This window comes from Pseudomonas sp. WS 5146 (genome assembly GCF_012985495.1).
Taxonomy (GTDB): Bacteria; Pseudomonadota; Gammaproteobacteria; order Pseudomonadales; family Pseudomonadaceae; genus Aquipseudomonas; species Aquipseudomonas edaphica.
On the sequence record NZ_JAAQWL010000017.1, the window covers coordinates 69,201 to 88,961 of the forward strand.

Genomic DNA, 19,761 nt, shown 5'->3' on the forward strand with positions numbered 1-19,761 from the left:
CCGGAGAAATCTTTAATGAGCAGTGTAGTTGCCATCGTCAAAAGCATTGTTGGTCAAGTTTTCGTTATTTCTCCGGAAGGGACGCGTCGTGTTTTAGTAGAAGGTGACCGTCTGTTCGCAGGCGACCAGATCGACACCGGCATGTCCGGCGCTGTGAGCCTTGAGTTGGCCGACGGCCGCACCCTGGACCTGGGCCGTGAAACCCAGTGGAGCGCCGACCTGCCGGACTCCAGCCTCGATTTGGCCGCTGCCGCCGAGAACGCCGCGCCGTCGGTTGCTGAACTGCAGCAAGCCATCGTTGCGGGCGCCGACCCGACCACCGACCTGGATGCTACCGCCGCCGGCGCGACGGCTGCCGGTAATGGTGCTGCGGGCGGGGGCCACAGCTTTGTTGTACTGGACGCGACGGCTGGCCGTGTCGACCCGACGATCGGGTTCCCGACCGGCCCACTGGGCCAGGGCGCCGCAACAACGACCCAACTCACGGGCGCCCAGGGCGCCGGTGGCAATGGCAACCTGGTCTTGCAGACGTCGACCCTGACGCTGAGCGCAACGCCGACCATCACTGAAGCTGGTGGTGTGCTGACCTACACCGCCACCGTCACGCAGCCGCCGATCAATGACCTGAGCATCACCCTGTCCAACGGTGCCGTGATCACCATCACCGCCGGCCAACTGACCGGCACCGTTAACGTGCCGCTGGCACCGAATGACAGCCCGTACATCGACCCAAGCCAGATCAACGTGAACGTCACCGGCACCACCGGCGGCAACAACCTGGTGCTGACGATTGACCCGAACCCGGCCGTTACGCAGATTACCGACACCATCGACACCACCACCGTCACGTTGACGGCGGGCAATACCGTGACTGAAGGCGGTCAGATTACCTATACCGCCACCCTGACCAACCCGGCGCAAACCCCGGTGACTGTCACCTTGAGCAATGGCTCGGTGATCACGATCAAGGCTGGGGAGTCGGTTGGCACTGTTGTTGCCGATACTCCGGCGAACGACGTTTACAACAATGGCTCGACTGTCAGCACTACTATTACCGGTGCGACCGGCGGCAACTTCGAAAACCTGGTGCCGAGCACTACGCCTGCGGTTACTACGATCACTGATTCGATCGACACCACCACCGTCACGCTGACGGCGGGTAACACCGTGACCGAAGGCGGTCAGATCACTTACACCGCTACCCTGACCAATCCGGCGCAGACGCCGGTGACTGTCACCTTGAGCAATGGCTCGGTGATCACGATCAAGGCTGGGGAGTCGGTTGGCACCGTCGTCGTGGACACTCCGGCGAACGATGTCTACAACAATGGTTCGACTGTCAGCACCACTATTACTGGTGCGACCGGCGGCAACTTTGAAAATCTGGTACCGAGCACGACGCCTGCGGTTACTACGATTACTGATTCGATCGATACCACCACCGTCACACTGACGGCGGGCAGTACCGTGACTGAAGGCGGCCAGATTACCTACACCGCCACCGTGACCAACCCGGCGCAGACGCCGGTGACTGTCACCTTGAGCAATGGCTCGGTGATTACCATCAAGGCTGGGGAGTCGGTTGGCACCGTCGTCGTGGATACCCCGGCGAACGACGTTTACAACAACGGTTCGACCGTCAGCACCACCATCACCGGGGCAACCGGCGGCAACTTTGAAAACCTGGTACCGAGCACTACGCCTGCGGTCACCACGATCACCGATTCGATCGACACCACCACTGTTTCGCTGACGGCTACCAATACCGTTACCGAAGGTGGGCAGATTACCTACACCGCCACCCTGACCAACCCGGCGCAAACCCCGGTAACTGTCACCTTGAGCGATGGCTCGGTGATCACTATCAAAGCTGGCGAATCTGTCGGCAGTGTGGTGGTCGACACTCCACCGAACGACGTTTACGTGAATGGCAGTACGGTGAGCACCACCATTACTGGCGCGACCGGCGGCAACTTTGAAAACCTGGTGCCGAACACTACGCCTGCGGTCACCACGATTACCGACTCGATTGACACCACGACGGTCACCTTGACGGCTCCGTCCGAGGCGAACGAAGGTGGTCAGATTACGTACACCGCTACGCTTTCCAATAAAGCGGGCACTGATGTAACGCTGAAGTTGGATAACGGCTCGACCATCACCATCAAGGCTGGCGATACCGTTGGCTCCGTGACTGTTGCGGCGCCTGGCGATGACGTGTTCATCGATAAGAGCACTCAGACCGTCAAGATCACTGACACCGCTGGCGGCAACTTCGAGAAGTTGGAAGTCGCAGGCGACGGCGCAACCACCACCATTAACGACACCATCGACAAGGTCGATGTGGTTCTGACCGCCACCACCACCGTTGGTGAAGGCGGCAACATCGTTTACACCGCGTCGCTGGTCGACAAGTCGGGTAATGCGGTGACTAACATCACCAATCCGTTGACCGTGACTCTGGACAATGGCCAGACCATTACCATCGGTGTGAACCAATCGAACGGCAGCGTGACCGTTGTAGCTCCAGATGACGTGTACAAGGGCGACCAGACCGTTACTACCGCTATCACTAACGTGACTGGCGGTGAGCACTTCGAAAACCTGGTGCCAGGTACTACGCCGGTTAGCACTACTGTCACCGACACTCCGGACACCGACAACACCACTACCGTGACGCTGACGGCGCCCTCTGCAGTGAACGAGGGTGGTCAGATCACCTATACCGCTACGCTTTCCAATAAAGCGGGTACTGATGTAACGCTGAAGTTGGATAACGGTTCGACTATCACCATCAAGGCTGGCGACACCGTTGGCTCCGTGACTGTTGCGGCGCCTGGCGATGACGTGTTCATCGATAAGAGCACCCAGACGGTCAAGATCACTGACACTGCTGGCGGCAACTTCGAGAAGCTGGAAGTGGCTGGTGATGGTGCAACTACGACCATCAACGACACTATCGATAAGGTGGATGTCGTGTTGACCGCCACCACCACCGTTGGTGAAGGCGGCAACATCGTTTACACCGCGTCGCTGGTCGACAAGTCGGGTAATGCGGTGACTAACATCACCAACCCGCTGACCGTGACCTTGGATAATGGCCAGACCATTACCATCGGTGTGAACCAGTCCAGCGGCAACGCCACAGTTGTAGCTCCGGATGACGTGTACAAGGGCGACCAGACCGTCACTACCGCTATTACTAATGTGACTGGCGGCGAGCACTTCGAAAATTTGGTGCCCGGTACCACACCGGTCAGCACCACCGTCACCGACACTCCGGGTACCGATAACACCACCACCGTCACGTTAACCGCGCCAAGTGAAGTCAATGAAGGTGGTCAAATCACCTACACCGCCACCTTGAGCAACAAGGCCGGTACTGACGTAACGCTGAAGTTGGATAACGGTTCATCTATCACCATCAAAGCTGGTGACACCGTTGGCTCCGTGACTGTTGCGGCACCAAGCGATGACGTGTTCATCGATAAGAGCACTCAGACGGTCAAGATCACTGACACCACTGGCGGTAACTTCGAGAAGCTGGAAGTTGCAGGCGACGGCGCAACCACCACGATCAACGACACCATCGACAAGGTCGATGTGGTTCTGACCGCCACCACCACCGTCGGCGAAGGCGGCAACATCGTCTACACCGCCAGCCTTGTGGATAAAAACGGCGCGGCAGTGACCAACATCACCAACCCGCTGACCGTGACCTTGGATAACGGCCAGACCATCACCATCGGTGTGAACCAGTCGAACGGCAGCGTGACCGTTGTAGCTCCAGATGATGTGTACAAGGGCGACCAGACCGTCACTACTGCTATCACTAATGTGACTGGCGGTGAGCACTTCGAGAATCTGGTGCCGGGTACTACGCCGGTTAGCACCACTGTCACCGATACTCCGGGCACTGATAACACCACCACCGTGACACTGACCGCGCCAAGCGACGTCAACGAAGGCGGTCAGATTACGTACACCGCTACGCTTTCCAATAAAGCAGGCACTGACGTAACGCTGAAGTTGGATAACGGTTCGTCTATCACCATCAAAGCTGGCGATACCGTTGGCTCCGTGACTGTTGCAGCGCCAGGCGATGACGTGTTCATCGACAAGAGCACTCAGACCGTCAAGATCACCGACACCACTGGCGGTAACTTCGAAAAGTTGGAAGTGGCTGGTGATGGTGCAACTACGACCATTAACGACACCATCGACAAGGTCGATGTGGTTCTGACCGCCACCACCACCGTCGGTGAAGGCGGCAACATCGTTTACACCGCCAGCCTTGTGGATAAAAACGGCGCGGCAGTGACCAACATCACCAACCCGCTGACCGTGACTTTGGATAATGGCCAGACCATCACCATCGGCGTGAATCAGTCCAGCGGCAACGTCACAGTTGTAGCTCCGGATGACGTGTACAAGGGCGACCAGACCGTCACAACCGCTATCACTAATGTGACCGGCGGTGAGCACTTCGAAAACTTGGTGCCAGGTACCACGCCGGTCAACACTACCGTCACCGACACTCCGGGTACCGATAACACCACAACCGTCACGCTGACGGCTCCCTCTGCAGTGAACGAGGGTGGTCAGATCACCTACACCGCTACGCTCTCCAATAAAGCGGGCACTGACGTCACGCTGAAGTTGGATAACGGCTCGACCATCACTATCAAGGCTGGCGACACCGTCGGCACCGTGACTGTCCCTGCGCCAAGCGATGACGTATTCATCGATAAGAGCACTCAGACCGTCAAGATCACTGACACCGCTGGCGGCAACTTCGAGAAGCTGGAAGTGGCGGGCGACGGCGCGACCACGACTATCAACGACACCATCGACAAAGTGGATGTGGTGCTGACCGCAACCACCACAGTCGGCGAAGGCGGCAATATCGTCTACACCGCCAGCCTTGTGGATAAAAACGGCGCGCCGGTGACTAACATCACCAACCCGTTGACCGTCACTCTCGATAATGGCCAGACCATCACCATCGGTGTGAATCAGTCGAATGGCAACGTGACCGTTGTAGCTCCAGATGACGTGTACAAGGGCGACCAGACTGTCACTACCGCCATCACCAACGTGACCGGCGGCGCGCACTTCGAGAATCTGGTGCCAGGCACTACGCCTGTTAGCACCACCGTCACCGATACTCCGGGTACTGATAACACCACTACCGTCACGTTGACCGCGCCAAGCGCAGTCAATGAAGGTGGTCAGATTACGTACACCGCCACCTTGAGCAACAAGGCCGGTACTGACGTAACCCTGAAACTCGATAACGGCTCGACCATCACCATCAAAGCTGGTGACACCGTCGGCACCGTAACCGTCCCTGCGCCTAGCGATGACGTGTTCATCGACAAGAGCACCCAGACCGTCAAGATCACTGACACTGCTGGCGGTAACTTCGAGAAACTGGAAGTTGCAGGTAACGGCGCAACCACCACGATCAACGACACCATCGACAAAGTCGATGTGGTGCTGACCGCAACAACCACCGTTGGCGAAGGCGGCAACATCGTCTACACCGCCAGCCTTGTGGATAAAAACGGCGCGCCGGTGACTAACATCACCAACCCGTTGACCGTCACTCTCGATAACGGCCAGACCATCACCATCGGCGTTAATCAGTCCAGCGGCAACGTCACTGTTGTAGCTCCAGATGACGTGTACAAGGGCGACCAGACCGTCACTACCGCTATCACTAATGTGGCCGGCGGTGAGCACTTCGAAAATCTGGTTCCAGGTACTACGCCGGTCAGCACTACCGTCACCGACACTCCGGGTACTGATAACACCACAACCGTCACGCTGACGGCTCCCTCTGCAGTGAACGAGGGTGGTCAGATCACCTACACCGCTACGCTCTCCAATAAAGCGGGCACTGACGTCACGCTGAAGTTGGATAACGGCTCGACCATCACTATCAAGGCTGGCGACACCGTCGGCACCGTGACTGTCCCTGCGCCAAGCGATGACGTATTCATCGATAAGAGCACTCAGACCGTCAAGATCACTGACACCGCTGGCGGCAACTTCGAGAAGCTGGAAGTGGCGGGCGACGGCGCGACCACGACTATCAACGACACTATCGATAAGGTGGATGTCGTGTTGACCGCCACCACCACCGTTGGTGAAGGCGGCAATATCGTTTACACCGCCAGCCTTGTGGATAAAAACGGCGCGGCAGTGACCAACATCACCAATCCGTTGACCGTGACCCTGGATAATGGCCAGACCATTACCATCGGCGTTAATCAGTCGAATGGCAGCGTCACCGTTGTAGCTCCAGATGACGTGTACAAGGGCGACCAGACTGTCACTACCGCCATCACCAACGTGACCGGCGGCGCGCACTTCGAGAATCTGGTGCCAGGCACCACGCCGGTTAGCACTACCGTCACCGACACTCCGGGTACTGATAACACCACTACCGTCACGTTGACCGCGCCAAGCGCAGTCAATGAAGGTGGTCAGATTACGTACACCGCGACCTTGAGCAACAAGGCCGGTACTGACGTAACCCTTAAACTCGATAACGGCTCTTCCATCACCATCAAAGCTGGCGACACCGTTGGCTCCGTAACCGTCCCTGCGCCTAGCGATGACGTGTTCATCGATAAGAGCACTCAAACCGTCAAGATCACTGACACTGCTGGCGGTAACTTCGAGAAACTGGAAGTTGCAGGTAACGGCGCAACCACCACGATCAACGACACCATCGACAAAGTCGATGTGGTGCTGACCGCAACAACCACCGTTGGCGAAGGCGGCAACATCGTCTACACCGCCAGCCTTGTGGATAAAAACGGCGCGCCGGTGACTAACATCACCAACCCGTTGACCGTCACTCTCGATAATGGCCAGACCATCACCATCGGCGTTAATCAGTCCAGCGGCAACGTCACTGTTGTAGCTCCAGATGACGTGTACAAGGGCGACCAGACCGTCACTACCGCTATCACTAATGTGGCCGGCGGTGAGCACTTCGAAAATCTGGTTCCAGGTACTACGCCGGTCAGCACTACCGTCACCGACACTCCGGGTACTGATAACACCACTACTGTCACGCTGACCGCGCCAAGTGCCGTCAACGAAGGCGGTCAGATTACGTATACCGCTACGCTTTCCAATAAAGCGGGTACTGATGTAACGCTGAAGTTGGATAACGGTTCGACTATCACCATCAAGGCTGGCGATACCGTTGGCTCCGTGACTGTTGCGGCGCCTGGCGATGACGTGTTCATCGATAAGAGCACCCAGACGGTCAAGATCACTGACACCACTGGCGGCAACTTCGAAAAACTGGAAGTCGCAGGCGACGGCGCAACCACCACCATTAACGACACCATCGACAAAGTCGATGTCGTTCTGACCGCCACCACCACCGTCGGCGAAGGCGGCAACATCGTCTACACCGCCAGCCTTGTGGATAAAAACGGCGCGGCAGTGACCAACATCACCAGTCCGCTGACCGTGACGTTGGACAATGGCCAAACCATTACCATCGGCGTTAATCAGTCGAATGGCAGCGTGACCGTTGTCGCTCCGGATGACGTTTACAAGGGCGACCAGACCGTCACTACCGCTATTACTAACGTGACTGGCGGTGAGCACTTCGAAAACCTGGTGCCAGGTACTACGCCTGTCAGCACCACTGTCACCGATACTCCGGGTACTGATAACACCACTACCGTCACGTTGACCGCGCCAAGCGCAGTCAATGAAGGTGGTCAGATTACGTACACCGCGACCTTGAGCAACAAGGCCGGTACTGACGTAACCCTGAAGTTGGATAACGGCTCGACTATCACCATCAAAGCGGGCGACACCGTTGGCTCCGTAACCGTCCCTGCGCCTAGCGATGACGTGTTCATCGACAAGAGCACCCAAACCGTCAAGATCACCGACACTGCTGGCGGCAACTTCGAGAAACTGGAAGTTGCAGGTAACGGCGCAACCACCACGATAAACGACACCATCGACAAAGTGGATGTAGTTCTGACTGCCACCACTACCGTTGGTGAAGGCGGCAACATCGTCTATACCGCCAGCCTTGTGGATAAAAACGGCGCGCCGGTGACTAACATCACCAACCCGTTAACCGTCACTCTCGATAATGGCCAGACCATCACCATCGGCGTTAATCAGTCGAACGGCAGCGTGACCGTTGTAGCTCCAGATGACGTGTACAAGGGCGACCAGACTGTCACTACCGCTATTAAAGGCGTCACCGGTGGCGAGCACTTCGAAAATCTGGTGCCAGGCACCACGCCGGTTAGCACCACTGTCACCGACACTCCGGGTACTGATAACACAACTACTGTCACGCTGACCGCGCCAAGCGCAGTCAATGAAGGCGGTCAAATTACGTACACCGCGACCTTGAGCAACAAGGCTGGCACTGACGTAACCCTGAAACTGGATAACGGCTCGACCATCACCATCAAAGCGGGCGACACCGTCGGCACCGTGACCGTCCCTGCGCCTAGCGATGACGTGTTCATCGATAAGAGCACCCAGACCGTCAAGATCACCGACACCGCTGGCGGCAACTTCGAGAAACTGGAAGTTGCTGGTAACGGTGCGACCACCACGATCAACGACACCATCGACAAAGTCGATGTGGTCCTGACCGCCACTACCACCGTTGGTGAAGGCGGCAACATCGTTTACACCGCGTCGCTGGTCGACAAGTCGGGCAATCCGGTGACCAACATCACCAGCCCGCTGACCGTCACCCTGGACAACGGCAAAACCATCACCATCGGTGTGAATCAGTCCAGCGGTACCGTCACCACTGTTGCGCCTAACGACGTATACAAAGGCGACCAGACCGTTACCACCGCAATTAAGGGTGTAACTGGCGGCGAGCACTTCGAAAACCTGGTGCCGGGCACAACGCCGGTGAATACCACCGTCACGGATACACCTGGCACTGCGGACACCACGACCGTCACGCTGACCGCGCCAAGCGCAGTCAATGAAGGTGGTCAGATTACGTACACCGCGACCTTGAGCAACAAGGCCGGTACTGACGTAACCCTGAAACTGGATAACGGCTCGACCATCACCATCAAAGCTGGTGACACCGTCGGCACCGTAACCGTCCCTGCGCCTAGCGATGACGTGTTCATCGACAAGAGCACCCAAACCGTCAAGATCACCGACACTGCTGGCGGCAACTTCGAGAAACTGGAAGTTGCAGGTAACGGCGCAACCACCACGATAAACGACACCATCGACAAAGTGGATGTAGTTCTGACTGCCACCACTACCGTTGGTGAAGGCGGCAACATCGTCTATACCGCCAGCCTTGTGGATAAAAACGGCGCGCCGGTGACTAACATCACCAACCCGTTAACCGTCACTCTCGATAATGGCCAGACCATCACCATCGGCGTTAATCAGTCGAACGGCAGCGTGACCGTTGTAGCTCCAGATGACGTGTACAAGGGCGACCAGACTGTCACTACCGCTATTAAAGGCGTCACCGGTGGCGAGCACTTCGAAAATCTGGTTCCAGGCACCACGCCGGTTAGCACCACTGTCACCGACACTCCGGGTACTGATAACACAACTACTGTCACGCTGACCGCGCCAAGCGCAGTCAATGAAGGCGGTCAAATTACGTACACCGCGACCTTGAGCAACAAGGCTGGCACTGACGTAACCCTGAAACTGGATAACGGCTCGACCATCACCATCAAAGCGGGCGACACCGTCGGCACCGTGACCGTCCCTGCGCCTAGCGATGACGTGTTCATCGATAAGAGCACCCAGACCGTCAAGATCACCGACACCGCTGGCGGCAACTTCGAGAAACTGGAAGTGGCTGGTAACGGTGCGACCACCACGATCAACGACACCATCGACAAAGTCGATGTGGTCCTGACCGCCACTACCACCGTTGGTGAAGGCGGCAACATCGTTTACACCGCGTCGCTGGTCGACAAGTCGGGCAATCCGGTGACCAACATCACCAGCCCGCTGACCGTCACCCTGGACAACGGCAAAACCATCACCATCGGTGTGAATCAGTCCAGCGGTACCGTCACCACTGTTGCACCTAACGACGTATACAAAGGCGACCAGACCGTTACCACCGCAATTAAGGGTGTAACTGGCGGCGAGCACTTCGAAAACCTGGTGCCGGGCACAACGCCGGTGAACACCACCGTCACGGACACACCTGGCACTGCGGACACCACGACCGTCACGTTGACCGCGCCAAGTGCCGTCAACGAAGGTGGTCAGATCACCTACACCGCGACGCTCTCCAATAAAGCGGGTACTGACGTCACGCTGAAGTTGGATAACGGCTCGACCATCACCATCAAGGCTGGCGACACCGTCGGCACCGTGACCGTCCCTGCGCCTAGCGATGACGTGTTCATCGATAAGAGCACCCAGACCGTCAAGATCACTGACACTGCTGGCGGCAACTTCGAAAAACTGGAAGTTGCAGGTAACGGCGCAACCACCACGATCAACGACACCATCGACAAAGTCGATGTGGTCCTCACCGCCACCACCACCGTTGGCGAAGGCGGCAACATCGTCTACACCGCCAGCCTTGTGGATAAAAACGGCGCGCTGGTGACCAACATCACCAGCCCGCTGACCGTCACCCTGGACAACGGCAAAACCATCACCATCGGTGTGAACCAGTCCAGCGGCACCGTCACCACTGTTGCGCCTAACGACGTATACAAAGGCGACCAGACCGTTACCACCGCAATTAAGGGTGTAACTGGAGGCGAGCACTTCGAAAACCTGGTGCCGGGCACAACGCCGGTGAATACCACCGTCACGGACACACCTGGCACTGCAGACACCACGACCGTCACGCTGACCGCGCCAAGTGCCGTCAACGAAGGTGGCCAGATCACTTACACGGCAACCTTGAGCAACAAAGCGGGTACTGACGTCACGCTGAAGTTGGATAACGGCTCGACCATCACCATCAAAGCGGGCGACACCGTCGGCACCGTGACCGTCCCTGCGCCTAGCGATGACGTGTTCATCGACAAGAGCACCCAGACGGTGAAGATCACCGACACTGCTGGCGGCAACTTCGAAAAACTGGAAGTTGCAGGTAACGGCGCAACCACCACCATCAACGACACCATCGACAAAGTGGATGTGGTTCTGACCGCCACCACCACCGTCGGTGAAGGCGGCAACATCGTCTACACCGCCAGCCTTGTGGATAAAAACGGCGCGGCAGTGACCAACATCACCAACCCGCTGACCGTGACTTTGGACAATGGCCAGACCATTACCATCGGTGTGAACCAGTCGAACGGCAGCGTGACCGTTGTAGCTCCAGATGACGTGTACAAGGGCGACCAGACTGTCACTACCGCCATCACCAACGTGACCGGCGGCGCGCACTTCGAGAATCTGGTGCCAGGCACCACGCCGGTTAGCACCACCGTCACCGATACTCCGGGTACCGATAACACCACCACTGTGACACTGACGGCTCCGTCTGAAGTGAACGAAGGTGGTCAGATCACCTACACCGCTACGCTCTCCAATAAAGCGGGCACTGACGTCACGCTGAAGTTGGATAACGGCTCGACCATCACCATCAAAGCGGGTGACACCGTCGGCACCGTAACCGTCCCTGCGCCAAGCGATGACGTGTTCATCGACAAGAGCACCCAGACGGTCAAGATCACCGACACTGCTGGCGGCAACTTCGAGAAACTGGAAGTTGCTGGTAACGGTGCGACCACCACGATCAACGACACCATCGACAAGGTTGATGTAGTCCTCACCGCCACCACCACCGTCGGCGAAGGCGGCAACATCATCTACACCGCCAGCCTTGTGGATAAAAACGGCGCGGCAGTGACTAACATCACCAGCCCGCTGACCGTGACCCTGGACAACGGCAAAACCATCACCATCGGTGTGAACCAGTCCAGCGGCACCGTCACCGTCGTAGCACCCAACGACGTGTACAAAGGCGACCAAACCGTTACCACCGCCATCACTAACGTGACCGGCGGCGCGCACTTCGAGAATCTGGTGCCAGGCACTACGCCTGTTAACACCACAGTGACGGATACCCCAGGCACCACCGATCTCACCAGCGTCACGCTGACCGCACCAAGTGCCGTCAACGAAGGCGGCACCATCACCTACACCGCCACCTTGAGCAACAAGGCTGGCACCGACATGGTAGTCACGCTGGATAACGGTTCGAGCATCACCATCAAGCAAGGTGCGACCGTAGGCTCTGTGACCGTTGCCGCGCCTGGCGATGACGTGTTCATCGACAAGAGCACCCAAACCGTCAAGATCACCGGCACTACCGGCGGTAACTTCGAAGGCGTGACCATCACTCCGGGCGGCGCGACCACCACCATCAACGACACCATCGATGATGTGACCGTGGTACTCAAAGCCACCGGCTCGGTCGCTGAAGGCGGTCAGATTACCTACACCGCATCGCTGGTCGACAAGAACGGCGCGGCAGTGACCAACGTCGGTTCCGACTTGGTGGTAAGGCTGGATAACGGCTCGACCATTACCATCGGCAACGGCAAGTCCAGCAGCACCACCACGGCTGTTGCGCCTAACGACGCGTATGTCGGCGCCAACGATGTGAACAACAAGATTACCGGCGTAGTCAGCGGCGGCGACAAGTACGAACACCTGATCGTCGACGGCAGCACCGTCACCACCAAAGTGACGGATGTGGTCAACAACACCACCATCAGCATCACCGGCGACGCCTCGGTGACGGAAGGCGGTACTGCGCATTACACGCTGACCCTGAGCAACCCGGCGCAAACCGATGTGACCGTGACGCTCAAGTACAGCGGCACCGCCACCGACGGTTCGGACTTCAACGGCGTGTACACCGTGAAGATCCCGGCGGGTGCCAGCAGCGTGCCGTTTAACATCGCCACGATCGACGACAGGATCACCGAGCCGACCGAACAGATTGTCATCACTATCGACAAGACCACCGGCGGCAACTTCGAGAACCTGGTGGTCGGCAACGGCAGCGTCAGCACCAATATCATCGATAACGATGCGCCGCCGGTCATCGACCTGGACGCCAACAACTCCAGCGGCGCGACCGGTGCCGACTACAGAACCACGTTCACCGAAGGCACCGCCGGGCCGGGTGTGTCGATTGCCGACACCGATATCAAGATCACCGATCCGGACAGCACGATGCTGACCGGTGCGACGGTCACCCTGACCAACGCACAGGCCGGTGATGCACTGAACCTGGGCAACAGCGTCAATGGCATCATCGTCAGCACCAACAACCAGACGGGCACCATCACCCTGACGTTGTCGGGCAGCGCGACGCTGGCTGATTACATGCAGCGTATCCAGAACATCACGTTCACCAACAACAGTCACGACCCAAGCACCACGCCGCGGACCATCACCGTGACCGTGACCGATGGCGGCAACTATTCCAACGTTGCCACCACCACCGTTAACGTGGTGGCAGTCAACGATCCGCCAGTCGCCACCGGCAGCGCCGTGACCGGCACCGAAGACACGCCGCTGGCGCTGACCTGGGCCAACTTCGGCGTGACCGATGTGGATTCGCCACAAGCCAGCCTGGGCGTGAAAATCACCGACCTGCCGGTGGCCGGCAAGCTGCAATACCTGGCAACGGATGGCACCACCTGGACCAACGTGACTGCCAACCAGACCTTCACCAAGGCCCAGATCGACGGCGGCCAGTTGCGCTTTATGCCTAACGCCAACGAGTCCGGCGCCGACGGTTATGGCGGCACCGGCATTGGCAACAAGCAGGCTGATTATGCGCAGTTCAAGTTCCAGCCTACCGACGGCAAGGACCTGGGCAACAGCGCCACGGTGAAAGTCGATATCACACCCGTGGCCGATGCACCTACGCTGAACGTGGCCGATAACAATGTCGCCTCGACCGGTCTGATCAAACAGGGCTGGAACAGCATTGCCGGCCTCGGCACCAACGGGAACGGCGCGGCACCAGACGTACTGAAAAAAGCCATCGACAACGCAGGTACGCCGAACAACACCAGTGTCGTCACCAATGTCGAGTCAGTCGACAATGTCAACGCCGGCTCTGGCTCCAAGATCTCCGGCCTGATCTACATGGAAGCTGGCAAGAGCTACACCTTCAGCGGCGTCGCCGATGACAGTGTGGTGGTCAACGTTGGCGGTAAAGACATTGCCAGCGGGCTATGGGCGACCAACAGCGGCAAATTCAGCGGCTCGTTTACGCCAACGGTCAGCGGTTACTACAGCCTCGAGATCTACCAAGCCAACCAATCGGGGCCTGGCAGCTTTGACGTCAATCTGTCGATCAACGGCGGGGCGACGCAGAACTTGAGCACCGGCACCGTGCCGCTGTACACCGGCATCACTGACCTGACCAACGCCGGCGTGACCGTGTCCGACCTGCATGGCAGCAACGGTGACGGTTATTACGTGGGCTACAAGCTTAACGAAGCCCAGGAAAACGGCACTGTGAAGCTGTCCAAGGTAACCACCGCGCTGACTGATACCGACGGTTCGGAAACCCTGAGCGTGAAGATCAGCGGCGTACCGGCAGGCTCGGTCCTCACCGACGCGTCCGGGCACACCTTCACTGCGACCAAAGGCGTGGGCGAAGTGAACGTCACGGGCTGGGACCTGAACACCCTGTCCATCAAGCCACCGACCTATTACAGCGGCCAGTTCAACCTGACCGTGACGTCGACCTCCACCGAAAGCCTCGGCGGTTCGGCGTCTACCACGGCGCAATTGCCAGTCACCGTGTACCCGGCAACCTACAACTCGGTGACGGGTACTTCGGGCAGCGACAACATTGTCGGCACTGACGGCAATGACATCGTCGTGGCCGATATCGGCGGCCTGAACGTGGTGCAAGGCAAGAACTACAACATCGCGTTCATGGTCGACAGTTCCGGCAGTATGAGCGTCGACTCGATCAACGCGGCGAAGGCTTCGCTGACCTCAGTGTTCAAGTCGCTCAAAGACAGCCTGGGCGCCAACACCTCCGGCACCGTGAACATCTTTGTGGCGGACTTCGATACCCAGGTGAACAAGTCGGTTGCGATCAACCTCAACGATCCAAACGCGCTGACCTTGCTCAGTACGGTGCTGGACTCGATGAAGTCCGGTGGCGGCACCAACTACGAAGACGTGTTCAAGACCACGGCCAACTTCTTCCAGAGCGGCCTGGCCACCAGCAACACCGGCGCCACGAACCTGACTTACTTCATCACCGACGGCCAGCCGACGTACTACCAGAGCGGCGAGCAGACCAACCCGACGCTGTACGGCACCGTCAAGTTCGACAACGTGGTCACGACTGCCAACTACACGCCTGGCACAACGTTCTCCACCTACATCGACAATACGCACTATTTGTCCATCGACAATTCGGGTGCCGCTCAGCTGCAGATCTACAATGGCTGGCGATGGGTCGTCACCGACCTGGGCACCGTACATGCCCAAGGTGACGGTACCTTTGAGTTGTCTAACCTGGACGGCACGGGCAACAGCACTAACTCGGCGACGCTGAGCAATGCCAAAAGCGCCTTTGCCCTGCTGGGTGGGTTGTCGCAAGTGGAAGCGATCGGTATCAACGGCGACGTCAGCCTCAACGACCTCAAGCCTTACGACACCGATGGCAAGCCGCAAAGCAACATCGATCCGAAGGACCTGGCCAACGCGATCCTCGGCCACACCGAAGCCACGCTGCCAGGCGCCGACACCATCAGCGGTGGCGACGGCAACGACATCCTCTTCGGCGACCTGGTGAGCTTCAGCGGGATTACCGGTGAGGGCTACAACGCACTGCAGGCCTTTGTGGCACAGAAAACCGGTGTGGCCGTCTCCGCGGTAACCACCTCGAACGTGCACCAGTACGTCACCGAGCACTACGCGGACTTCGACGTCTCCGGCGCCAAGGACGGCAACGACACGCTGTTGGGCGGCGCAGGTGATGACATCCTGTTCGGCCAGGGCGGCAACGACCTGCTGGACGGCGGCAAAGGCAATGACATCCTGTTGGGTGGCACCGGTAACGACACCCTGATCGGTGGGCCGGGCAACGACATCCTGATCGGCGGCTCGGGTGCCGACACCTTCGTCTGGAAGGCGGGCGACTTCGGCAACGACGTGATCAAGGACTTCAAGGCCTCGGAAGGTGACCGGATCGATCTCAAGGATCTGTTGAAAGGTGAGACGGACAGCACCATCGACAACTACCTCAAGATCACCACGGTAGAAGGTGTGTCGACCCTGCAAATCAGCAGTGAAGGCAAGCTCAACGCCGCCGGCGGCCTGGCCAATGCCGATGTGACCATCAAGCTGGAAGGCAACGATTGGTCGCACACCAGCATCAACTCGCTGATCACAGGCGCCGACCCGACCATCAAGATCGACCACACCTCCTAAGCTGTGATTTATCGGCCGCCCGCAAGGGCGGTCGATTTGCTTGGGCGATACGTCGCTGGCCCTGGCGGCCGGTTGCATCGCATACTCGCGACCATAAACACAGCATTGACCTATGCTGGTGAACGCGTGTGGCTCATTTTCGAGGGATTCTTATGTTTTACGTGCAACGTGATGCACAGGGAGTGCTGAGTCGCGTGGAGGCCGCCGCCTTTGCCGATTCGACCGAAACCCTGCCGGCCGATCACCATGAGATCCAGGCCTGGTACGCCAACGAAGTGGTGGAAACCAGCCTGGCCCAGCTCAAACAAAGTGACATGGAGATGATCCGGGTACTGGACGACTTGATTCAGGTACTGACCCGCAAGGGCGTGATCAGCGTCACCGACCTGCCCCCGGCGGCCCAGGCCAAGCTGATGGACCGTAACCATGCACGGGAAGCGCTGGGTGGGTTGAGCCATCTGATCAATGATGAAGAGACTGGGTTGATCTGATTTCTTAAAGTCGAACCGGATCGAAATGTGGGAGCTGGCTTGCCTGCTCCCACACAAGCCCGCACACACATTGGATTTGCATCACTTCCAGGGAGCAGGCTCACCAATCAACTGCCCCTGCACACCGAAAATCCCCATCTCGCGAATCACCTTCAATTCACCTTCGGTCTCCACGCGCTCGGCAATCAACGGCAAGTCGATGCTGTGGGCCGCGCGCTGGATCGCTTCGATAAACAGGCGTTTGTCGCTTTCCTGGTCGATGGCGCGGATGTAGCTGCCGTCGATCTTCAGGTACGCCAGGCCCAGGCGTGCCAGGTTGCCGATCATGCTGAAGCGCCCACCAAAACGCTGCAGACTGAGGGAGAAGCCCAACTCGCGCAGGCGCTGGGTCAACTGCTCCAGCAGAGCCTGCTCGGGTAATTGTTCTTCGCCAATCTCCAGGGTCAAGCGCGGGCCGAGGTTGCTGTGCTGGCGCAGCAACTCGACAATCCGGTTCAACGCCTGGGCATCCTGCAAGGTGGCCGCCGAGAGGTTCAGCGCCAGGCTGTGCGTATGGCTGGCCATCTGCTTGAGCACGTGTTCGAGCATCAGTCGGTCCAGGCGTGCAGTCCAGCCGAAACGCTCAAGCCACGGCAGGAAACGCCCGGCCGGGATGGTGTGGCCGTCGTCATCCTGCAAACGCGACAGCACTTTGTAGTGCAGCACCAATTGCGGGTCCTGGCTGGCGACAACCGGCTGGAAGTACAGCTCAAAACGCTGGTGGGTAAGGGCCTGGTCCAACAGCGTGTGCCAGGCATGGTGATCGTCACCGACACTGGCGGCGGCGCTGTGGTCCAGGCACACCCAACTGCTGTCGCCCTGCCCTTCGGCCTGGGCCAGAGCCTGGTCAGCCAGGGTCAGCAATGCCTGGGGCGAATCACCGTGGTTGAATGGCGCAAGGCCAATGTAGGCCACCGGCGTGACGTCACTGGCACTGGTGGCCTGCAAGCTGAGCAGGGTGCTTTCAAGGTTTTGTGCCAATTGCAGCGCTTCTTCACGCACCAGCCCCGGCGCCAGAACCGCGAACTCGCCACCACGAATACGGGTGACGAGGTTGTGGGTTTCCGGGTAAGGCTCACACTGGCGCAATAATTGTTCGCCAACCGCTTGCAGCAACTGGTCGGTGCGCTGACCACCCAGGCGTTGGTTAAGGCCGGCCAGGTCCTTGACTCGCAGCAGCAGCAGGTAACCGGAGTTGGTGTCTTCCGGGTTACTGACGCGGGCGTTGAGCTGCATCTCGAAATAACGCCGGTTGGCGAGGCCGGTCAGGTTGTCTTGATAGGATTCGATGCGCAATTTTTCACTGCGCTCGGCCTGCTCCTGGAACAGCGCCTTGAGCTTCTCCACCATCTGGTTCATGGCCTGCACTACGCGCCGCAGTTCCGGCGTGCGGGGCAGATCCGGCAGGCTGAGAAACTCGCGGCGGGCGATGGCGTGGGACTGTTTGACCATGTAGTCCAACGGCTTCAACTGCCGACGAAGCAGCAATGCACCGAGCACCGCACTCACCGCGCCGCACAGCAGCAACCAGCCCAGGCTGCCCAAGGCGCTTTGCCAGAGCTTGGCCAGGGCGAACATCGGGTGGCTGACCACCTCCACGCGCGCCGCCTGCTCCCAGCCGCGGTTGACCAGTGCATCGCCACCGGCCGGTTCAAGGCCGATCAGCTTGACGAACCAGTTGGGCACGCCGTTGTTGTCCGGGATGCCGCTGCGTTCGACGATGGTTTTGTCGGTGGCTAAATCCACCACGCGGATGCTGGCGTAATAGCCACTGTCGAAAATCGAGCTGACCAGCAACTCCACCATCGCCGGGTCGTCGATATTGGGCGTCAGCGACAATGCCAGCGCAGTAGCCGCGTCCTGTGCATGGGAGCGCAATTGGTTGACGTATTGGGTGCGCGAGCTTTCCAGGCTGACCATGAAGCTGCCGCTGAAGGCGACCACCAGGAACAGACAGATTGCGATCAATAGTTGTTTGAACAGTGACATCCGATCAGTTACTCCTAGTTGGCAGGCTCGGCCGGGAAGCCTTCCGCACGCATTTTTTTCAACACATCCTGCCAACGCGACAAGCGTTTGGTATCACCGACTTTCTTGTTGCCCTTGGCGCCGGGCAGGTACAAGCCCTCGGCGTTGAATGAGTACACCGGCACCAGGTCGGTACGGCGGGTGGCCGGCAGGATCTCATCCATCAGGCTGTCGAGCACCAGCGGGATGGCATCGGGCGTCGGGTAATACGTCAGCACCATGTGCGCGCGATTCTGACGCAAAGCCTTAACGTAAGTAATGCGCAATTTGTCGCTGGAGACGCCCAGGTGGCGCAGGCTGAAATACTTGGCGATTGCGTAGTCCTCGCAATCTCCTGCACCCTTCCACAGCGCTTCGATGGGGGTTTCCCAATAGTCGACCACGTGCCAGAGGTCGATGTCTTCTACGTAGCTCATTTGCTTGTTGAAGAACAGGTTGACGACCTTGAGCTGCTCCTGTTCATCGACCTTCTTTTCAGTCGCCAACAGGCGCTGCCAGGCGTCGATGCGCTGTTGGCCCTCGCCGAGCGGCCCGTACAGAGCCGTGGCTTTGCGGCTGATCTGCGAGAAATCCCAATCGGCATGCAGCCCGCCGGGCATCAGGCCAGCGAGCAAAGTCGCTGAAAGTAGCCAGCCGACTATTCGAGAGGGAATAAAACTTACCGCCAAGGCGTTCAGTCCGTGAAGGGAGACGGAATTTCAGGGATGGTGAAGCTTCGATCAACAAAAAACAATGGCACAGTGCAATCATT

The 19,761-nt window shown here is 58.5% G+C and carries 4 protein-coding genes; 2 read left to right on the forward strand and 2 right to left on the reverse strand.

The window, feature by feature from the left end:
* Positions 1 to 15 precede the first annotated feature (15 nt).
* A complete protein-coding gene (locus HBO41_RS28565; RefSeq protein WP_169988652.1) occupies positions 16 to 16,452 on the forward strand; it encodes a LapA family giant adhesin in 16,437 nt (5,478 codons plus the stop codon).
* Between the two features lie 152 nt (positions 16,453 to 16,604).
* Entirely contained in the window at positions 16,605 to 16,943 is a 339-nt protein-coding gene (locus tag HBO41_RS28570) for a hypothetical protein (RefSeq protein WP_017134430.1), read from the forward strand.
* An 81-nt stretch (positions 16,944 to 17,024) separates the two neighbouring features.
* On the opposite strand, the gene lapD is transcribed toward HBO41_RS28570, so the two are convergent.
* Positions 17,025 to 18,971, reverse strand: a complete 1,947-nt coding sequence (gene lapD / locus HBO41_RS28575) for a cyclic di-GMP receptor LapD (protein WP_017134431.1) — start codon at positions 18,969 to 18,971, stop codon at positions 17,025 to 17,027.
* Between the two features lie 14 nt (positions 18,972 to 18,985).
* The gene (gene lapG, locus HBO41_RS28580; protein ID WP_370589355.1) at positions 18,986 to 19,609 is read right to left on the reverse strand and encodes a cysteine protease LapG; all 624 of its coding nucleotides are present in this window, start codon (positions 19,607 to 19,609) and stop codon (positions 18,986 to 18,988) included.
* Positions 19,610 to 19,761: the final 152 nt, after the last annotated feature.

Excerpts from the sequence above, each read along its gene's own strand:
- HBO41_RS28565 (WP_169988652.1), top strand. The coding sequence starts at position 16 with ATGAGCAGTGTAGTTGCCATCGTCAAAAGCATTGTTGGTCAAGTTTTC.
- HBO41_RS28570 (WP_017134430.1), top strand. The coding sequence starts at position 16,605 with ATGTTTTACGTGCAACGTGATGCACAGGGAGTGCTGAGTCGCGTGGAG.
- lapD (WP_017134431.1), bottom strand. The coding sequence starts at position 18,971 with ATGTCACTGTTCAAACAACTATTGATCGCAATCTGTCTGTTCCTGGTG.
- lapG (WP_370589355.1), bottom strand. The coding sequence starts at position 19,609 with ATGCCCGGCGGGCTGCATGCCGATTGGGATTTCTCGCAGATCAGCCGC.